The following is a 16594-nucleotide window of genomic DNA, read 5'->3' as shown; positions in this document are numbered from 1 at the left end:
TCTAGCCGACCCCGCCGCCCCCCGCAACCCCTTTTTTTAGCTTGCGGAAAAGATTTTTCATGCCCGCCCACGGGCCATAAGCCGGTGGACCAACCGCGCGGTCCATGTGCGCATATGTTCCATGTAAAGATAGATGACCGGCGTGGTGTAGAGCGTGAGCAACTGGCTCATCATAAGCCCCCCAACCACCGTAATGCCCAGCGGGCGGCGCATTTCCATGCCGTAGCCGCCATTGGTGATCAGCGGCACGGCCCCCAGGGCGGCGGCCAGCGTGGTCATGAGAATGGGGCGGAAGCGCTGGACGCAGGCGTCATGTATGGCGTCGCGCGGGGAAAGGCCCCGGTCGCGTTCCGCGTGCAGGGCGAAATCCACGATCAGGATGGCGTTCTTTTTCACGATCCCGACCAGCAGGATCATCCCGATCATGGTGATGAGGGAGAATTCCTGCCCCGTCGCCCACAGCGCCATCACCGCCCCCACCCCCGCCGAGGGCAGGGTGGACATGATGGTCAGCGGATGGATGTAGCTTTCATACAGGATGCCCAGCGTCACATAGATCGTGACGAGGGCGGCGATGAAGATCAGCACCTCGTTGATGATGGCGGACTGGAACTGCGCCGCCTGCCCGGTAAACCCGCCATGGATGGAGGGCGGCACATGCATGTCGATCATGGTGTCGGCAATCGTGGCCGCCGCGTCGCTCAGGGCCATGCCGGGGGCGAGGTTGAAGGAAATGGCGGCGGATACGAACCCGTCGCGGTGCGAGACGGTAATGGCCGTGGGGCGGGGGACAAGACGCGCCACATCGGAAAGCGGGATCATCGTCTCGGTGCTGGAGGAAACCGCCGACCCGTTCGATGCCCCGGCCCCGCCCGCCAGCCGGTTGGCAATCTGGTTGCGAAATGACTGCTGGCTGAGCTGCGTGCTGCGGCTTTCCTGCCCGCTCGCCTGCGCCGGTACGCGCACCGTGTTCGACACCGTGCCGCCGCCCGCGCTGCCCCCGGCGGTCGAGATGCGGAAGGAGCGCAGGATGTCGGGCGAGGTACGGTACCGGTCCGCCACTTCCATGACCACGTGATAGGTGGTGAGCGAGGTGGATATGTTGGACGCCGTGCGCTGGCCGAAGGCGTCGTACAGCGTGTTGCTGAGCAGTTGCGGCGTGACGAGGTAGCGCGCCGCAAGGTCGCGGATGATGTCGGCATGGATGGCCGCGCCATTGTTCATGACATCCGTCGTCACGTCGCGCAGCACCGGCCCCGCGCGCAGCGCGGCGGTCAGGCGGGGCGCCCATGTATAGATGTCATCGGCGTTGTCGCTGGTCAGCAGGTAGCGGTAGGCCCCTTCCTTCTGCCGCCCGCCGCCGCCGCTTATGTCACCGGCCGAGAACAGCGATATGTCCACCCCCGGAATATTGGCCAGCCGCCTGTGGATGCGTTCGATCATCTCATCGGGGCCGTCGCTGCGCTGCGCGCGGTCGATCATCTGGGCGAAGGCCTGCCCCTCGATGTTCGTGTCGCCGGAAAACGCCACCACTTCCTGCGTGTCCTGGTCCACCCCCATTGCGTCGCTTATGGCGCGGATCTTCTCCTTCATGGCGGGAAAGGAGGTGGTCTGGTCCACGCGGAAGAAGTTCATGACCATGGCCACGTCCTCCTTGGGCAGGATCCCCTTGGGCATCAGCACGATCACGCCGATCATGACGGCAAGGCTGAGCGGCAGGGTCACGGCGGTCAGGACATGGTGGCGCAGGGCGATGACGAGGGAGTGTTCATAGTAATGGAGCAGGCGCCGGTAGCCCGCCTCCATCCACTCGCCCAGCTCATGCGGCCAGCGCCGCCAGCGCGGGGCCGTGGGCGGCGGCGGCGCCTGTGGCCCGACCTCCAGGAACAGGCTGCACATCATGGGCGTCAGGCTCAGCGCCAGCACCAGCGAGACGGTGACCGTGATCGCCAGCGTCATGGAAAACTCGAAAAACACCTTGCCCGGCGTGCCCGCCAGCAACAGCAGCGGCAGGAACACCGCCACCAGCGAGATGGTGATGGACAGCACCGTAAACCCGATCTCCCGCGAGCCGCGCAGGGCCGCCTGCCTGCGGTCCATGCCCGCTTCCATGTGGCGGGCGATGTTTTCCAGCACCACGATGGCGTCATCCACCACGAAGCCGGTCGCGATGGTCAGCGCCATGAGTGACAGGATATCAAGCGAGAAGTGGAACAGCGCCATGAACGCCAGCGTACCCGCCAGCGAGATGGGCACCGTAATGGCCGGGATGAGCGTCGCGCGCGGCGTGCGCAGGAACACCAGCACCACCCCCACCACCAGCACGACCGAGGCCAGCAGCGTCCACTGCGTATCCGCCAGCGAGGCGCGGATGGTGATGGAACGGTCCATGGCGGGTACGAGCGAGACCCCGCGCGGCAGCGCCGCGCGCAGGGTGGGCAGGCGGCCCTTGATCGCGTCGATCACGTGGATGACATTCGCCCCCGCGCGGGGGCGGATGATGGCCATGACCGCGCTGTGCCCGTTCAGGAAACCGACCCGGCGTTCGTTCTCCACGCCGTTGCGCACGCTGGCCACATCCTGCAGCCGCACGGGGCGGCTGTCGCGGTAGCCGATCACGAGATCGCGGTACTGGGCGGCGGTGCGCGCCTGGTCGTTGGTGGCGAGCGTGTAGCGGGTCGTGTCGTTTTCCACGACGCCCTTGGGCGTATTGGCGTTGGCGGACGCCAGCGCCGAGCGGATGTCCTCAAACCCCAGCCCGTATTTGAACAGGGGCCATGGATTGATTTCCACCCGTACCGCCGGGGCGGAACTGCCCGCGATCTCGACCCAGCCCACGCCCTGCACCTGTGAAAGAAGGGGCTGCAGGCGCGTCTTGGCAATGTCGTACAGCTCGGACACCGGCTGTGTGTCCGATGTCAGGGCCAGGATCAGGATCGGGTTGTCGGAGGGGTTGGCCTTCCAGTACTGCGGCTGTGACTGGAGGGTGGCGGGCATGTCGGCGCGGGCGGCGCGCAGGGCGGCTTCCACGTCATTGGCGGCGGCGTCGATATTGGTGGTTTCATTGAAGGTCAGCAGGATGAAGGCGCTGTCCTGGCTGGAATCGGATTCGATCTCGCTCACGCCCGCGACCTGCCCCAGCCTGCGCTCCAGCGGGGTGGTCACGGAACTCGCCATCTGCTGGGGGGACGCGCCCGGCTGGGTGGCCATGATATAGATGACCGGCACGGCAATATCGGGCAGGTCGCCCACCGGCAGGGTCCGGTAGGCGAAAAGACCCGACAGCATGATGGCCGCGGCCAGCAGCGTGGTCGCCACCGGGCGCAGGATGAAGATGCGGCACGGATTCAACGCCTGATCCCGGCTCTTGCCATTACCAAGGCTTCATTCACGCCGTGGGCGCGCCCGGCGGCTCCAGCCCCGTTTCCGGCATGGTGCCCGCCTGTCCCGCCGGCTGGCGGAAGTAACAGGACTGCGCCACCCGGATGGGGAGCAGATCCATGAAGCGCGACCCCGCCGCCAGCCACCAGGGAAACGAGATGCGCTGCCTGCCCCGCGCCACGCCGGACAGGATGGCCCGCACCGCGTCGCCCGTCTGGGTCAGGCCGGGCATGGGAAAGGTGTTGCCCGCGGTCATGGGCGTAGCGACAAAACCGCAGCAGACACTGGACAGCAGGATACCGGCGCGCGCCATGTTGCCCCCCGTCGCCACCATGAATCGGTCCACCGCCGCCTTCGACGCGCAGTACGACGGCGTGCCCGGAAACGCGACAAGCCCCGCGACCGACGACATGGCGCATATCCGCCCGCGCATGCCATCGTGGCCACGCGGCTGGCCGCGCATGACGGCCAGCGCGGGCAGCACGGTGTTGATCACCCCATCCACATTGGTCGCGAACATGCGCCGGATCTGGGCATCCGGCTCATGGGGCGCGTCTTCCCCCCCCTGGGTGGACGCCGTGATCCCGGCACAGGCGAAGACGAGATCAAGCGGGCCGGCGGTCGTGATCCATGCATCCATGCCGGCCTGTTCGCGCACGTCCTGCACCCGCACGCGCACCTCCGCCCCCCGGGCGATGCAGCGTGTGGCCACCTCCTTCAGGTTGTGCGTGTTGCGCCCGCCCAGATGCAGTATGCGTCCCGGCCGGGCGAGGGCGAGGGCAAGCCCGCGCCCGATACCGGACGAGGCGCCTGTGATCAGTATCGAATCCTGTTTCATATTCGCAGAATACATACACCCTGTTAGAACTGCGCTACTTCGTTTCCGCACCCGGCCCGTACCCAAAGCACGGCCGCCACCCATGGAGAGCCGTATGAGCCAGCCTGCCCCCTCCCTTCGCGCAACCTCACGGGTTCCGGTCCAGCGCAGGGGAGTATGTCTGGTTATTTCAGCCCCGTCCGGTGCGGGCAAGTCCACCATCGCCAATGCGCTGCGCGCGTCCGAGCCGCAACTGCTCCATTCCGTCTCGGTCACCACGCGCCAGCCCCGGCCGGGGGAAAGTGACGGCATCCATTACCATTTCCGCAGCATGGAGGAATTCATGCGCATGGCGGAAGCGGGCGAGATGCTGGAATGGGCCACCGTGTTCGGCCGGGGTTACGGCACGCCGCGCGCGCCGGTGGAACAGGCCCTGGCGGAGGGGCATGACATGGTGTTCGACATAGACTGGCAGGGCCACCGGCAGATACGCGCGGCCCTGCCCGATGATGTGGCCAGCATATTCGTGCTGCCGCCCTCCATCGCGGAACTCGAGCGCCGCCTGAACGGTCGCGCGTCCGATGAGGCCGATGAGATCGCGCGCCGCATGCAGGCCGCGCGCGACGAGATTTCGCACTGGAACGAATTCGATCACGTCATTATCAATTCCGAACTGGATCAGGCCATAACCGAAGCCCGCGCCGTGCTGGTCGCGGCCCGGCTGGAGCGCCACCGGCAGATAGGGCTGGCCGGGCTGGTCGCGGGTTTCGGGCTCTGATCCTGCCCGACCGGGCCGCCGGGCCGCGCGGGGCGGCGTGGCAGGCATGTGTCGCATGCGATCCGCCGCATGGACAGGACGTGTAAAATCCACGGATATGCTCCCGCCCGTGATTTCCTTTATTGACCTCCGTCCGGATCATCATGCCTGTTCCCCTTCCATCAGCTTCCGCCATGCCGTTCTGGATGATCGCCCTGCTGGGGCTGATTACGGCCATCGGTCCCCTCGCCACGGATATGTACCTGCCCGCCTTTCCGGCCATGGACCAGGAACTGGCGGGCGGCCATGCCGGGGCCAGCCAGGTTACGCTGGCGGCCTGGTTCGCCGGGCTTGCGGTGGGGCAGTTCAGCCTTGGCCCCCTGTCCGACCGGCTGGGGCGGCGGGTGCCGCTGGCTGGCGGGCTGGTCCTGTTCTGCGTCGGTTCGGTCGGGTGCGCGGTGGTGCGCGGGTTCGACCTGTTCTGCCTGTGCCGCTTCATCGCGGCGCTGGGGGGGGCGGCCTGCGCGGTGATTCCACGCGCCATCGTGCGCGATGTGGCGAGCGGGGCCGCCTGCGTGCGGATCATGTCGCAGCTCATGCTGGTGTTTGGGGTCATGCCCATCCTCGCGCCCTCGCTGGGGAGTCTGGTGCTTTCCTTCGGGCACTGGCGCTGGATTTTCGGTATGGGGGTGGGGTACGGCGCGCTGGCGCTGGTGGCGGTGCTGGCCTGCCTGCCCGACACCATGCCGGTGGGCAAGCGGATCGCGTTTTCCATGCCGGGCATGATCGGCCGCTATGCCGGGCTGGTGCGCGAGCCGGTGTTCATGTCCAGCGCGCTGATCAACAGTTTTTCCTCCTTTGTCATGTTCGCCTATATTACGTCGGCCCCGGTGGTGTTCGAGCACCTGCTGCATTTCACGCCGGGGCAGTTCGGGGCGTTCTTTGGCCTGAACGCCGGGATGTTCATTGCCTGCGCGCAGCTTAATGGCCTGCTGGTGCACCGGGTGGATCTGTCGCGCCTGCTGGATGGCGGGATCGCGTGCAGCCTGATCGTCGCCCTGTCCTGTCTTGGCCTGTCGCTGGCCGGGGTGGCGGGGCCGGCGCATCCGTTACTGGTCTGCGCGCTGGTTACGGGCATTACCGGCTCACTCGGCTTCATCGGCCCGAACGCCACGGTCATGGCCTTTACCCACCATGGGCACCAGCTTGGCAGCGCCTCGGCGCTCATGGGGACGATCCAGTTCTCCCTCGCCGCGGGGAGTGGCTTCATCCTTGGGCATGTCCCCTTCCACAGCCCGGCGCCGCTGGCCGTGGTGGTGACGGCGGGCTGTCTGTGCATGGGGGGATGCAACATCTGGCGGCACATATGCGACCGGCGCGCGAGGGGATAGGCGCCGACGCTATCCGCCCGCAATGCCCAGCAGGGTCCGGCCCAGTTCGGTCCGCCCCATGCGACCGGCCAGCGCGCGCAACTGCCCCGCGTCGATATAGCCCATGAGAAAGGCCGCTTCCTCCGGTGATCCGACCAGCATGCCCTGACGCGACTGCACGGTCTGCACGAATGAACCCGCCAGCATGAGGCTGTCCGGCATGCCCGCGTCCAGCCACGCGCACCCCCGGCCGAGACGTTCGACATACAGGGCGTTTTCCGCCAGATAAAGGCGGTTGAGATCGGTGATTTCCAGCTCCCCCCGGGCGGAGGGGCGCAGGCTGGCGGCCAGTTCCCCGACCCGCCCGTCATAGAAATAAAGCCCGGTCACGGCCCAGTTCGAGGGGGCGCGCTCGGGTTTTTCCACAATGTCCAGCGCCGTGCCGTCGGCCGCGAAGGTCACGACCCCATAGCGTTCGGGGTCACGCACCTGATAGGCGAAAACCGTGGCGCCGTGCGCGCGCCGCGCCGCCGCGCGCAGCATGGCGGGCAGGTGGTCGGCAAAAATCAGGTTATCTCCCAGTATCAGCGCGCAGGGCGCGCCCGCCAGCCAGTCCCCCGCGATAAGGAACGCCTGCGCGATTCCATCGGGCGTGGGCTGGACGCGGTAGGCGAAGCGCACGCCAAGCTGCGCCCCATCGCCCAGCAGGCGCTGGAACTGCGGCAGGTCCTGCGGTGTGGAGATGATCATGATATCGCGGATCCCCGCCATCATCAGCGTGCAGAGCGGGTAATAGATCATGGGTTTGTCATACACGGGCAGCATCTGCTTGCTCATCGCCAGTGTCATCGGGTGCAGCCGTGTGCCCGAACCACCCGCCAGCAGGATGCCCCGGGTGGCGGGAAGCCGTGCGTCGCTGTGATGGGTCATGTTGTCAGGCCACCCGCCCCATGCGCTGGCCGTCATGGCATCTGGCGCGGATGGCCCGCCACCAGGGGGCGTGGTCGATATACCAGCGCACGGTCAGGTTCAGCCCGCTTTCAAAATCATGCCGTGCTTTCCAGCCCAGCGCCTGTTCCGCATGCGCGGGGTCGATTTCATAGCGGAAATCATGGCCCGGCCTGTCGGGCACATGGCGGATCAGGCGGGCATGGGGCCCGGCGGGATCGGGGCGCAGCCGGTCGATGACGGCGCAGATGGCGTGGACCACCTCAAGGTTGGTGCGGGGCTGGCGCGCGCCGATGGCGTAGGTTTCGCCCGCGCGGCCATGTTCCATCGCGCGGACCAGTGCTTCCGCATGGTCGGTGACAAACAGCCAGTCGCGTATGTTCTCGCCCGCGCCATAGACCGGCAACGTCCTGCCCTCCAGGGCGTTGATGATGGTGAGCGGCACAAGTTTTTCGGGAAAATGCCAGATACCGTAATTATTGGTGGTGTTGGTGATGAAAGCCGGCAGGCCATAGGTATGATGCCAGGCGCGCACCAGATGGTCCGATGCCGCCTTGCTGGCGGAATAGGGGCTGCTGGGGTTGTAGGGCGTGGCTTCGGTAAAGGGGGGATCATGCGGGTCCAGCATGCCGAATACTTCATCGGTCGAGACGTGGTGGAAGCGGAAAGCCACCTGCCGCGCGGGCGGCAGGCCCTGCCAGTAGGCCCGCGCCGCCTCCAGCATGGAAAAGGTGCCCATGATGTTGGTGCGCATGAACACACCCGCATCGTCGATGGAGCGGTCCACATGGCTTTCGGCGGCCAGGTGCATGACCGCATCGGGGCGGAAGGATGCAAAAACATCCCGTATCGCCGCCGTATCGCGGATATCGCAGCGCCTGAAGGCGTAGCGGCCGTCCGCCGCCACCTCCGCCACCGCGTCCGGGCTGGCGGCATAGGTCAGATTGTCGATATTGAGGACATCGTGGTCAGTGTCCCTGATCAGGTGGCGCACCACGGCCGACCCGATAAAGCCGCACCCTCCGGTTACTAAAACGCGCATGGCAATCCATCACACCAAAAATGCTAACAGACAGGTGAAATGTTAATATCCTGCCAATACTCGTCAGGTATTTCCCGTTTCATGATTGCATGCGATGGTTTCCATCCAGCCCGTTCGGGCTGAATGACAAGATCGCCATACCTTCGCGACCAGGGCTGCCCGCATGATGCTTCCGATGCGCTGGATAATGCTGATCCTGACGGCCCTGCCCATGACATGTCAGGCCGAGGCCGCATTGGCCGCGCCGCTGCCCGATGCCGCGATCATGCTACAGCAGGACATCCAGCGCGAACTCGGCCCCCAGCGGACACGCCTGTCACCGCGCCAGACCCAGCGCGCCATGGCGCTGGGCATGGACATGCTCGATCAGGCTGGCGACTGGCCCGCGAATACGGAAATCATTCTGGTTGTCGATCGCGCGCCCGCCGTCCAGCGCCTGTGGTTTGTGCTGGCCGACCCGGCCGCGCATGCGCTGGTCCCGCTGGGCATGGTGGCGGTCAGTACGGGGCGGCCGGGCCGCAAGGAACATTTCCGCACGCCGGTGGGCATATTTTTCAATGACGGGCAGATTTACGGCTACCGCGCGCTTGGCACCAAAAATGAACACGGCATCCGCGGCAATGGCGACAAGGGCATGCGGGTATGGGATTTCGGCTGGCAGACGACGGAGGACTGGCACCGCAGGGGCGCGCTGGCGGTGGTGCGCCTGGAGATGCATGCGACCGACCCCACCTTTCTCGAATCCCGGCTGGGACAGGCGGATTCCGAGGGGTGCATTCGCATACCCGCGCGTGTGAACAGCTTTATTGACCGCCATGGCCTGCTGGATCGTCGGCTCGACCTCATGGCGCGCAACGACGCCCCGAACGCACGCGCCGTGCGGGCCCTGCTGGGAGCAGGGCATGTTCCCAGCCCGCTGGAAGGGGACCGGGTGGTCGTAGTGGATTCGTCCGACCCGCAGGCCGTCGCGTCCGACCCGGAAAAGGCGCGGAAAATACAGGACAGTTTCGCCCAGTACCTTGCGGCGTCCACGCCACCACCGCCATCATCGCCCACGCCCACGCCCACGCCCACGCCCACGCCCACGCCCACGCCCACGCCCACGCCCACGCCCACGCCCACGCCCACGCCCACGCCAGCCCCGTCCGTTATGCCGCCGCCAGTGCCAGACCTGCCCACGCCGTCCGTCACGTCTCCCACCGTCGCACCCCAGTCCGCTCTGCCCGTCATGCCGCCGCCAGCGCCAGCCCCGTCCGCGTCGTCCGTCACGTCTCCCACCGTCGCGCCCGAGCCCGCACCGCCCGTCATGCCGCCGCCAGCGCCAGCTCCGTCCGCGCCATCCGTCGCCTCTCCTACCGTCGCGTCCGAGCCCGCACCGCCCGTTATGCCGCCGCCAGCGCCAGACCTGCCCGTGCCGTCCGCCACGTCTCCCATCGTCGCGCCCGAGCCCGCGCCGCCCGTCACGCCGCCACCTGCTCCGTCCCGGTCTCCAGCGTCCGCCATGCCGCCACCTGCGTCGCGGCGGCGGGTCATCTCCATCCGGCCAATGCCACCGCCCCGCTCATCCGACATGGCGGCGCGGGCTCCGGTGCCGCAGCCGCTCACCCCGCCCGAACAGGGCCAGCCATAGGCCCTGCCCGCGATTCATGCGGCCATGAAAAAAGGGAGCATTGCTGCTCCCTTTTTCCGCACTGTCCGATGGGGCCGGAGGGCTTACGACCAGCGCCAGTTGCGGATCTCGGGCAGATCCTCGCCATGTTCGGCCACATAGCGCTTGTGCTCGATCAGCTTGTCGCTGATGGCCTCGTTGGCATAGGCCGCCTTGGCCGCAAGGCCGGGCACGTGGCGGATCACGTTCTGCACCAGATGGAAGCGGTCCAGGTTGTTGCGCACCGTCATGTCGAACGGCGTGGTGGTGGAGCCTTCCTCCCGGTAGCCATGCACATGGAAGTTGCGGCTGTTGGCCCGCTTGTAAACCAGCTTGTGGATCAGCGCCGGATAGCCATGGAACGCGAAGATGACGGGCTTGTCCGTGGTGAACAGGCTGTCGAACACGGAATCATCCAGACCATCGGGATGCTGGGATTTGGATTCAAGCGTCAGCAGGTCCACCACGTTGATCACGCGGATCTTCAGGTCCGGCAGGTGACGGTTGAGGATCTGGACCGCCGCCAGCGTTTCCATGGTCGGCACGTCACCCGCGCAGGCCATGACCACATCGGGTTCGCCCCCCTTGTCATTGCTGGCCCATTCCCACATGCCGATGCCCTTGGCGCAATGCGCGATGGCCGCGTCCATATCCAGCCATTGCGGTTCGGGCTGCTTGCCCGCCACGATCACGTTCACACGGTCACGGCTTTCAAGGCAGGTCTTGGCCACGCACAGCAGGGTATTGGCGTCGGGCGGCAGGAATACCCGCACCGTCTTGGCCTTCTTGTTCAGCACATGGTCGATGAAGCCGGGATCCTGATGGCTGAACCCGTTATGGTCCTGCCGCCAGACATGCGACGTCAGCAGGTAGTTCAGCGACGCGATCGGCGCGCGCCATGGCACCTCATCGGCCTGCTTTATCCATTTGGCGTGCTGGTTGACCATCGAATCCACAATGTGGATGAACGCCTCATAGCATGACAGGAAGCCGTGCCGCCCGGTCAGCAGGTAGCCTTCCAGCCAGCCCTGGCAGGTATGCTCGCTCAGGATTTCCATGACATGGCCGTCCACCCGCAGGTGGTCGTCATAATCATAGGTGGTGGCGTTCCACGCCCGGTTGGTCACATCCAGTACGGCGTTCAGGCGGTTGGAATTGTTTTCATCGGGCGCCAGCACGCGGAAATTGCCCGCGGGCAGGTTTTCCTTCATCACGTCGCGCAGCCATGCACCCAGCACGCGCGTGCTTTCACCCGTTTCATGCCCCGGCGTGGACACGGTCACGGCATATTCCGTTATGTCCGGCAGGCGCAGGTCACGGCGCAGCAGCCCGCCATTGGCGTGGGGGTTGGCGCTCATGCGGCGATCGCCCTTGGGGGCCAGGGCGGCGATTTCGGGCAGCAGGGTGCCGTTTTCGTCGAACAGTTCCTCGGGCTTGTAGCTGTGCAGCCACTTATCGAGCAGTTCCAGGTGCCCCGGCTTGGTCATGTCGGTAATGGGCACCTGGTGGGCGCGCCAGTAGCCTTCCGTCCGCAGGCCGTCCACCGTCTTGGGGCAGGTCCAGCCCTTGGGCGTGCGCATGATGATCATGGGCCACAGCGGGCGGGCGGTCTGGTCCTTCTCGCGCGCGGCTTTCTGGATGTCCGTGATCATGGCGAAGGCTGTATCCATCGCCACGGCCATTTTCTGGTGCATGGTGTCCGGGTCGTCACCTTCCACCACGATGGGGTCGTAGCCATAGCCACGGAACAGGTTCAGCAGTTCCTCGGGCGAGATGCGGGCCAGAACCGTGGGGTTGGCGATCTTGTAGCCGTTCAGGTGCAGGATCGGCAGCACCGCGCCATCGGTTTTGGGGTCAAGGAACTTGTTGCTGTGCCACGATGTGGCCATCGGGCCGGTTTCGGCCTCGCCATCACCGACGACGCAGGCCACGACCAGGTCGGGATTGTCGAACACCGCGCCATAGGCGTGGGACAGGGAGTAGCCCAGTTCGCCGCCTTCATGGATGGAGCCGGGCGTGGTCGGGGCCGCGTGGCTGGGAATGCCACCGGGAAAGGAGAACTGCTTGACCAGCTTCGCCAGCCCGTCCGCATCCTGCGTGACGGAGGGGAAATACTCGGTGTACGTCCCTTCCAGATAGGTGCTGGCGACCACGCCCGGCGCGCCATGGCCCGGCCCCGCGATGAACAGGACATTGCGGTCCTGCTCGCGGATGATGCGGTTGAGGTGCAGGTACAGGAAGTTCAGCCCCGGCGTGGTGCCCCAGTGGCCCAGCAGGCGCGGCTTGGTGTGTTCCAGCTTGAGCGGTTCCCGCAGAAGCGGGTTCGCCAGCAGATAGATCTGGGCGATCGACAGATAGTTTGCTGCATGCCACCACTTGTTGAACAGCGCGACATCCGCTGCTGACAGCGGTGTTGCGGATGCAGTTTCACTCATTTCCGTTCCTTCCGAGATATTCCATCCCAATCCGGCCTGTGTTCAGGTCAGACACATCAGCACATGCCGACGAATTGTTGTTTCCTCATCGGTGGGGATGACCCGCACCTCGACAGCACTGTCGGGCGCGCTGATGATGCCTTGATGCGTGGCGTTGGCCTGCGCATCGAGGCGGATCCCCGTCCATCCCAGCCGCGCGCAGATCGCGGCGCGGATGATGGCGTCATTTTCCCCGATGCCGGCGGTGAACACCAGCCCGTCCAGCCCCTCCAGCGCCGCCATCATGGCGCCGGCCTGCTGGGTGAAACGGTAGACGAACAGGTCCAGCGCCTGCGTCACCTCCGGGCTGGTTCCGGCCTTGGCGTGCAGGTCGCGCATATCGGCCGACATGCCCGACACGCCCAGCAGGCCGGCGCGGTGATAGAGGATGTTCTCGATCTCGGCCGCGCCCAGCCCTTCTTCCTTGAGCATGTAAAGGATCACGCCCGGGTCCAGGTGGCCGCAGCGCGTGCCCATGACCAGCCCGTCCAGCACCGAAAAGCCCATGGTCGTGTCAATGCTGCGCCCGCCCAGCATGGCGCACAGGCTGCCGCCGCTGCCGATATGCGCGACAATGGTGCGCCCCTGCGCCAGCCGTGGCGCGCATGTGCGCAGGGCGGCGGCGATATATTCATACGACAGGCCGTGGAACCCGTACCGGCGCACCCCGCGCGCGGCATAGTCGCGCGGCAGGGCCTGCGCCTGCGCCACGGGGGGCAGGGTATGGTGGAATCCCGTATCGAAACACGCGACCTGCGGCAGGGCGGGATACTGCGCCAGCAGCGCCCGGATCGGGGCCAGGCTGCCGGGCTGGTGCAGCGGCGCGAAGGGCGTCAGGGCCGTAAGGCGGGTCAGCACGTCGGGCGTGATGCGGACGGGGGCGATGAACTCCGCCCCGCCATGCACCACCCGATGGCCCACCGCCATCAGGTCCACATCCCCAAGCTGCCTGCCCACCCATTCCATAAGGGTCGCCATGGGGCCGTGATGGGCGGTATCCGCACTGGCCTTGCCTGCGGCATCAGGGGGGGCGGGATCCCATCGTTCATCCACCAGCACATGGCCATTGGCGTCATGCGCGATGAAATGGGGGTGCGTGCCGATACCCTCCAGCTCACCCGATGCGATGCGGTGGCTGGGGGAGGTGGCGCCTTCTCCCTTTTCGATGGAAAACAGGGCGAACTTGAGGCTGGACGATCCTGCGTTCAGTGCCAGCACAGCGCGTGTCATGCCTGTCTCTCCTGATCTTTCAGCCAGCCAATGTCACGCCCATCCGGCGTGACTGACATTGATGCGAATCAATTGCCCGCATTGCGCGGGGCGTCAAGGATCCCTGGTAAGGAGCAGCGTCCCGCATAGCACATCCGTCCCCGCCCGGTTTCCCGCCGGGGCGGGCGGGAGGCCGCCCATCACATCCGCGTGTCAGGCCCCGGCCGGGCGGGGGCCGTCATCAGGAAAAACGGTGCGCCAGCACGGTCCGCGCGGCGGCACGCGCCTGCCCCGCATCGCGGCCGACGCGGATCAGGGCGGGAATCTGCAACGGGTCGCACAGGATGCTGCGGATCAGGGCGCCCACCGCAAGGCTGCCATCGGGCCGCAGCGCCACGACGGCGGCGGGCGGCAGGGTGCGGTCCGCCGGGTCGCATATGACGCGCAGCGCGGCGAAGGGCACCTTGCGCATGCTGGCCATTTCCGCCACCACCCCGCTTTCCATATCCAGCGCCACGCAGCCCGTCTGGCTGAACAACTCCGTCTTGCGCCGGGCGGCGGTCACGATCACATCGCTATGCAGCAGGTCGCCGCCGGTCACATCGGCCCGCTCCGCGCCCAGCCATGCCAGCAGGGGCGGCGTGGCGGGCAGACGTTCGCCATTCACCATCACATGCCGGGGAATGACCACCGTGCCGGGGGGCAGCGCCGGATCGAGCCCCGCCGCCAGACCAAAGGACAGCAGGGCGTCCACGCCGCCTTCCAGCAGGTCAAGCACCGCCTGCCGCGCGCCCGACAGGGTCGCCCCGCTCAGACCGATGCGGGCATGCGGCAGGAACGGGCGGATCAGCGAGGCTTCCGCCTCCATCCCCACCACAATCCCGAGCCGGGAAAACGGGGGGGCGGATACCGTATCGGACATGTTCAGCGCTCCCCCGCCCTCAGAACCCGTAGCCCACGCGGCCGCTGTTGCTGACCTGCATGTTGCGGTAGCGCGACAGGGCCATGAGCGGGAAGAACTGGCGGTAGCCGTGGTAGCGCAGGTAGAACACCTTGGGGAACCCGACGGCGTTGTACGGCTCTTCCGCCCATTCGCCATCCTCGCCCTGCGTGCGGCCCAGATAGGTGATGCCACGGGCGACGGCGGGGTCGTCGCGCAGGCCGGCGGCCATCATGCCCAGTACCGCCCATGCGGTCTGTGACGGCAGGCTTTCCTTGTAGGTGCCGTGGGCGGCGCCTTCATAGCTGGCGCAGTCCTCGCCCCAGCCGCCATCTTCGCGCTGGTGGCTGCGCAGCCAGTCGGCGGCGCGGATGATCATGGGGTCGTCATGGGCCACGCCGGCCGCGTTCAGCGCGCACAGCACCGACCATGTGCCATAGATGTAATTGGTGCCCCAGCGCCCGAACCATGAACCGTCTTCCTCCTGATCCGCGCGGAGATAGGCGATGCCGCGCTCGATGACGGGCTGGTCCTCGACATGGCCAAGCTGCGCCAGGAAGGAGATGCACCGTGCCGTCACGTCCGCCGTGGGCGGGTCGAGCAGCGCGCCATGGTCGGCAAAGGGAATGTGGTTGAGCAGGTCGAGGTTGTTATCGACATCGAACGCGCCCCAGCCGCCATTCGTGCTCTGCATGCCGATGATCCATTCCCGCGCGCGTTCAATGGCTTCCGCGTTGGCGGGATCCCCTTCGCGGTGCAGCAGCATGCCCACGACAGCGGTGTCATCCACATCGGGGTAATAGTCATTGGCGTACTGGAAGGCCCAGCCACCGGGGCGCAGGCCCGGGCGGTTGATGGCCCAGTCGCCCTTCACATCCAGGATCTGGCGCTCACGCAGCCATTTTCCCGCCGCTTCCAGTTTCTTTTTCGTCTCTTCGGGGGCGATTCCCGTGGGGCCGGAGGCGGCCTCGATCATGGCGTGACCGGCCAGTCCCGTATCCCAGATGGGGGAGACGCAGGGCTGGCAGTAGGTCTCCTCGCCCTGATTGACCAGCAGGCGCTGCACGGCTTCCCACGCGGTTTTCGCGCGCGGGTCGGTATCGGGCACGTTCAGGGCGCGGAACATCATGACCGTATTGGCCATGGCCGGGTAGATGGCGCCCAGCCCGTCCAGGCCGTTCAGGCGCGGCTCGATGAAGTCCACCGCCGCCCGGATGGCCCTGCGGCGGGTTTTTTCGGGGATCATGCGCTCGATGGGGCGCAGCACCGTATCCACATATTTGAACACACGCCCCCATACCGAGCGGTACGGCCCGCGAATCCAGTCGCGCACCTTTGCCGGCGGGGTGACGAACAGTTCCTGTACATGTACCTCGCGCGGGTTGATGGCGCGCGGGCGCAGCGCGGCCAGCACCAGCAGCGGGGCGATGACCGTGCGCGACCAGTAGGACATGTTCCAGACCGAGAACAGGGCCGTGCGCGGCAGCAGCATGATCTCGACCGGCATGGCGGGCGCGGCTTCCCACGGCACCTCGCCAAACAGGGCAAGCTGGAGGCGGGTGAACACATTCGTCCGCTCGGCGCCGCCATGGTCCAGTATCGCCTGGCGGGCGCGGATCATGTGCGGGGCGTTCACGCTGTCCCCGATGGCCTTGAGGGCGAAATACGCCTTGACCGATGCCGACAGGTCGAACTTGCCATCCTGATAGAGCGGCCATCCGCCATGCGTGCCCTGGATACGGCGCAGATAGACGCCGATACGCTGTTCCAGCGCCGGGTCGATCCGGTCCAGGTAATGTTCCAGCAGCACGTATTCGGCCGGGATGGTCGCATCGGCCTCGAGGTCGAAGACCCAGTGGCCGTCATCGGCCTGTCGCCTGCCCAGCGCGGCGTGGGCGCGGGTGACGGCCCGCTCCAGGCTGGCCGTGTCCACCGGCGCGGCGGCGTCCGCCGGGCCTGTGGTGTTGCGGGTAGCGGTGAGTGTATCGATTGTGTTCGCCATCATTCC

At 66.5% G+C, this 16594-nt stretch carries 11 protein-coding genes; 3 read left to right on the top strand and 8 right to left on the bottom strand.

What is annotated here, in order from left to right; translation table 11 throughout:
• Nucleotides 1-57 precede the first annotated feature (57 nt).
• Together LDL28_RS09200 and LDL28_RS09195 are read right to left on the bottom strand one after the other, a co-directional pair.
• Complete coding sequence (locus LDL28_RS09200) at nucleotides 58-3351, bottom strand: efflux RND transporter permease subunit (RefSeq protein ID WP_233058273.1); 3294 nt, start codon at nucleotides 3349-3351, stop codon at nucleotides 58-60.
• Nucleotides 3352-3388: 37 nt separating this feature from the next.
• A complete protein-coding gene (locus tag LDL28_RS09195) occupies nucleotides 3389-4219 on the bottom strand; it encodes an SDR family oxidoreductase (protein WP_233058272.1) in 831 nt (276 codons plus the stop codon).
• 94 nt (nucleotides 4220-4313) lie between these two features.
• On the opposite strand from LDL28_RS09195, the gene gmk reads away from it, so the two are divergent.
• The gene (gmk, locus tag LDL28_RS09190) at nucleotides 4314-4976 is read left to right on the top strand and encodes a guanylate kinase (RefSeq protein WP_233058271.1); all 663 of its coding nucleotides are present in this window, start codon (nucleotides 4314-4316) and stop codon (nucleotides 4974-4976) included.
• A 143-nt stretch (nucleotides 4977-5119) separates the two neighbouring features.
• Entirely contained in the window at nucleotides 5120-6346 is a 1227-nt protein-coding gene (locus LDL28_RS09185; RefSeq protein WP_233058270.1) for a multidrug effflux MFS transporter, read from the top strand.
• A gap of 9 nt (nucleotides 6347-6355) precedes the next feature.
• On the opposite strand, the gene rfbA is transcribed toward LDL28_RS09185, so the two are convergent.
• Together rfbA and rfbB are read right to left on the bottom strand one after the other, a co-directional pair.
• Nucleotides 6356-7255 carry a glucose-1-phosphate thymidylyltransferase RfbA gene (gene rfbA / locus LDL28_RS09180; RefSeq protein WP_233058269.1) on the bottom strand — a complete coding sequence of 300 codons (900 nt, stop codon included), beginning with the start codon at nucleotides 7253-7255 and terminating at the stop codon, nucleotides 6356-6358.
• A 4-nt stretch (nucleotides 7256-7259) separates the two neighbouring features.
• Nucleotides 7260-8315, bottom strand: a complete 1056-nt coding sequence (rfbB, locus tag LDL28_RS09175; RefSeq protein WP_233058268.1) for a dTDP-glucose 4,6-dehydratase — start codon at nucleotides 8313-8315, stop codon at nucleotides 7260-7262.
• A gap of 163 nt (nucleotides 8316-8478) precedes the next feature.
• On the opposite strand from rfbB, the gene LDL28_RS09170 reads away from it, so the two are divergent.
• Complete coding sequence (locus LDL28_RS09170) at nucleotides 8479-9945, top strand: L,D-transpeptidase (protein WP_233059321.1); 1467 nt, start codon at nucleotides 8479-8481, stop codon at nucleotides 9943-9945.
• 83 nt (nucleotides 9946-10028) lie between these two features.
• Here LDL28_RS09170 and LDL28_RS09165 read toward each other — a convergent pair whose 3' ends face one another.
• The 4 genes from LDL28_RS09165 to shc all read right to left on the bottom strand — a co-directional run bounded on the left by LDL28_RS09165 (nucleotide 10029) and on the right by shc (nucleotide 16591).
• On the bottom strand, nucleotides 10029-12398 hold the full coding sequence (locus tag LDL28_RS09165; protein WP_233058267.1) for a phosphoketolase: 2370 nt from the start codon (nucleotides 12396-12398) through the stop codon (nucleotides 10029-10031).
• Between the two features lie 42 nt (nucleotides 12399-12440).
• Entirely contained in the window at nucleotides 12441-13667 is a 1227-nt protein-coding gene (locus LDL28_RS09160; protein ID WP_233058266.1) for an acetate/propionate family kinase, read from the bottom strand.
• A gap of 220 nt (nucleotides 13668-13887) precedes the next feature.
• Nucleotides 13888-14568, bottom strand: a complete 681-nt coding sequence (locus LDL28_RS09155) for a hypothetical protein (RefSeq protein ID WP_233058265.1) — start codon at nucleotides 14566-14568, stop codon at nucleotides 13888-13890.
• 19 nt (nucleotides 14569-14587) lie between these two features.
• Nucleotides 14588-16591 (bottom strand): squalene--hopene cyclase, encoded by a 2004-nt coding sequence (shc, locus tag LDL28_RS09150; protein ID WP_233058264.1) that lies wholly within the window; start codon nucleotides 16589-16591, stop codon nucleotides 14588-14590.
• Nucleotides 16592-16594 lie beyond the last annotated feature (3 nt).

It is taken from the genome of Komagataeibacter sp. FNDCR2 (assembly GCF_021295395.1).
Classification (GTDB): Bacteria; Pseudomonadota; Alphaproteobacteria; order Acetobacterales; family Acetobacteraceae; genus Komagataeibacter.
Note: the sequence above shows the minus strand (reverse complement) of the source record. Positions and strands in the feature narration are given on the sequence as shown.

Bases quoted from the DNA above. Each gene is read 5' to 3' on its own strand.
- LDL28_RS09185 (WP_233058270.1), top strand. From the start codon at position 5,120: ATGCCTGTTCCCCTTCCATCAGCTTCCGCCATGCCGTTCTGGATGATC.
- LDL28_RS09155 (WP_233058265.1), bottom strand. From the start codon at position 14,568: ATGTCCGATACGGTATCCGCCCCCCCGTTTTCCCGGCTCGGGATTGTG.
- shc (WP_233058264.1), bottom strand. From the start codon at position 16,591: ATGATGGCGAACACAATCGATACACTCACCGCTACCCGCAACACCACA.
- LDL28_RS09195 (WP_233058272.1), bottom strand. From the start codon at position 4,219: ATGAAACAGGATTCGATACTGATCACAGGCGCCTCGTCCGGTATCGGG.
- LDL28_RS09160 (WP_233058266.1), bottom strand. From the start codon at position 13,667: ATGACACGCGCTGTGCTGGCACTGAACGCAGGATCGTCCAGCCTCAAG.
- rfbB (WP_233058268.1), bottom strand. From the start codon at position 8,315: ATGCGCGTTTTAGTAACCGGAGGGTGCGGCTTTATCGGGTCGGCCGTG.
- LDL28_RS09165 (WP_233058267.1), bottom strand. From the start codon at position 12,398: ATGAGTGAAACTGCATCCGCAACACCGCTGTCAGCAGCGGATGTCGCG.
- rfbA (WP_233058269.1), bottom strand. From the start codon at position 7,255: ATGACCCATCACAGCGACGCACGGCTTCCCGCCACCCGGGGCATCCTG.
- LDL28_RS09170 (WP_233059321.1), top strand. From the start codon at position 8,479: ATGATGCTTCCGATGCGCTGGATAATGCTGATCCTGACGGCCCTGCCC.
- gmk (WP_233058271.1), top strand. From the start codon at position 4,314: ATGAGCCAGCCTGCCCCCTCCCTTCGCGCAACCTCACGGGTTCCGGTC.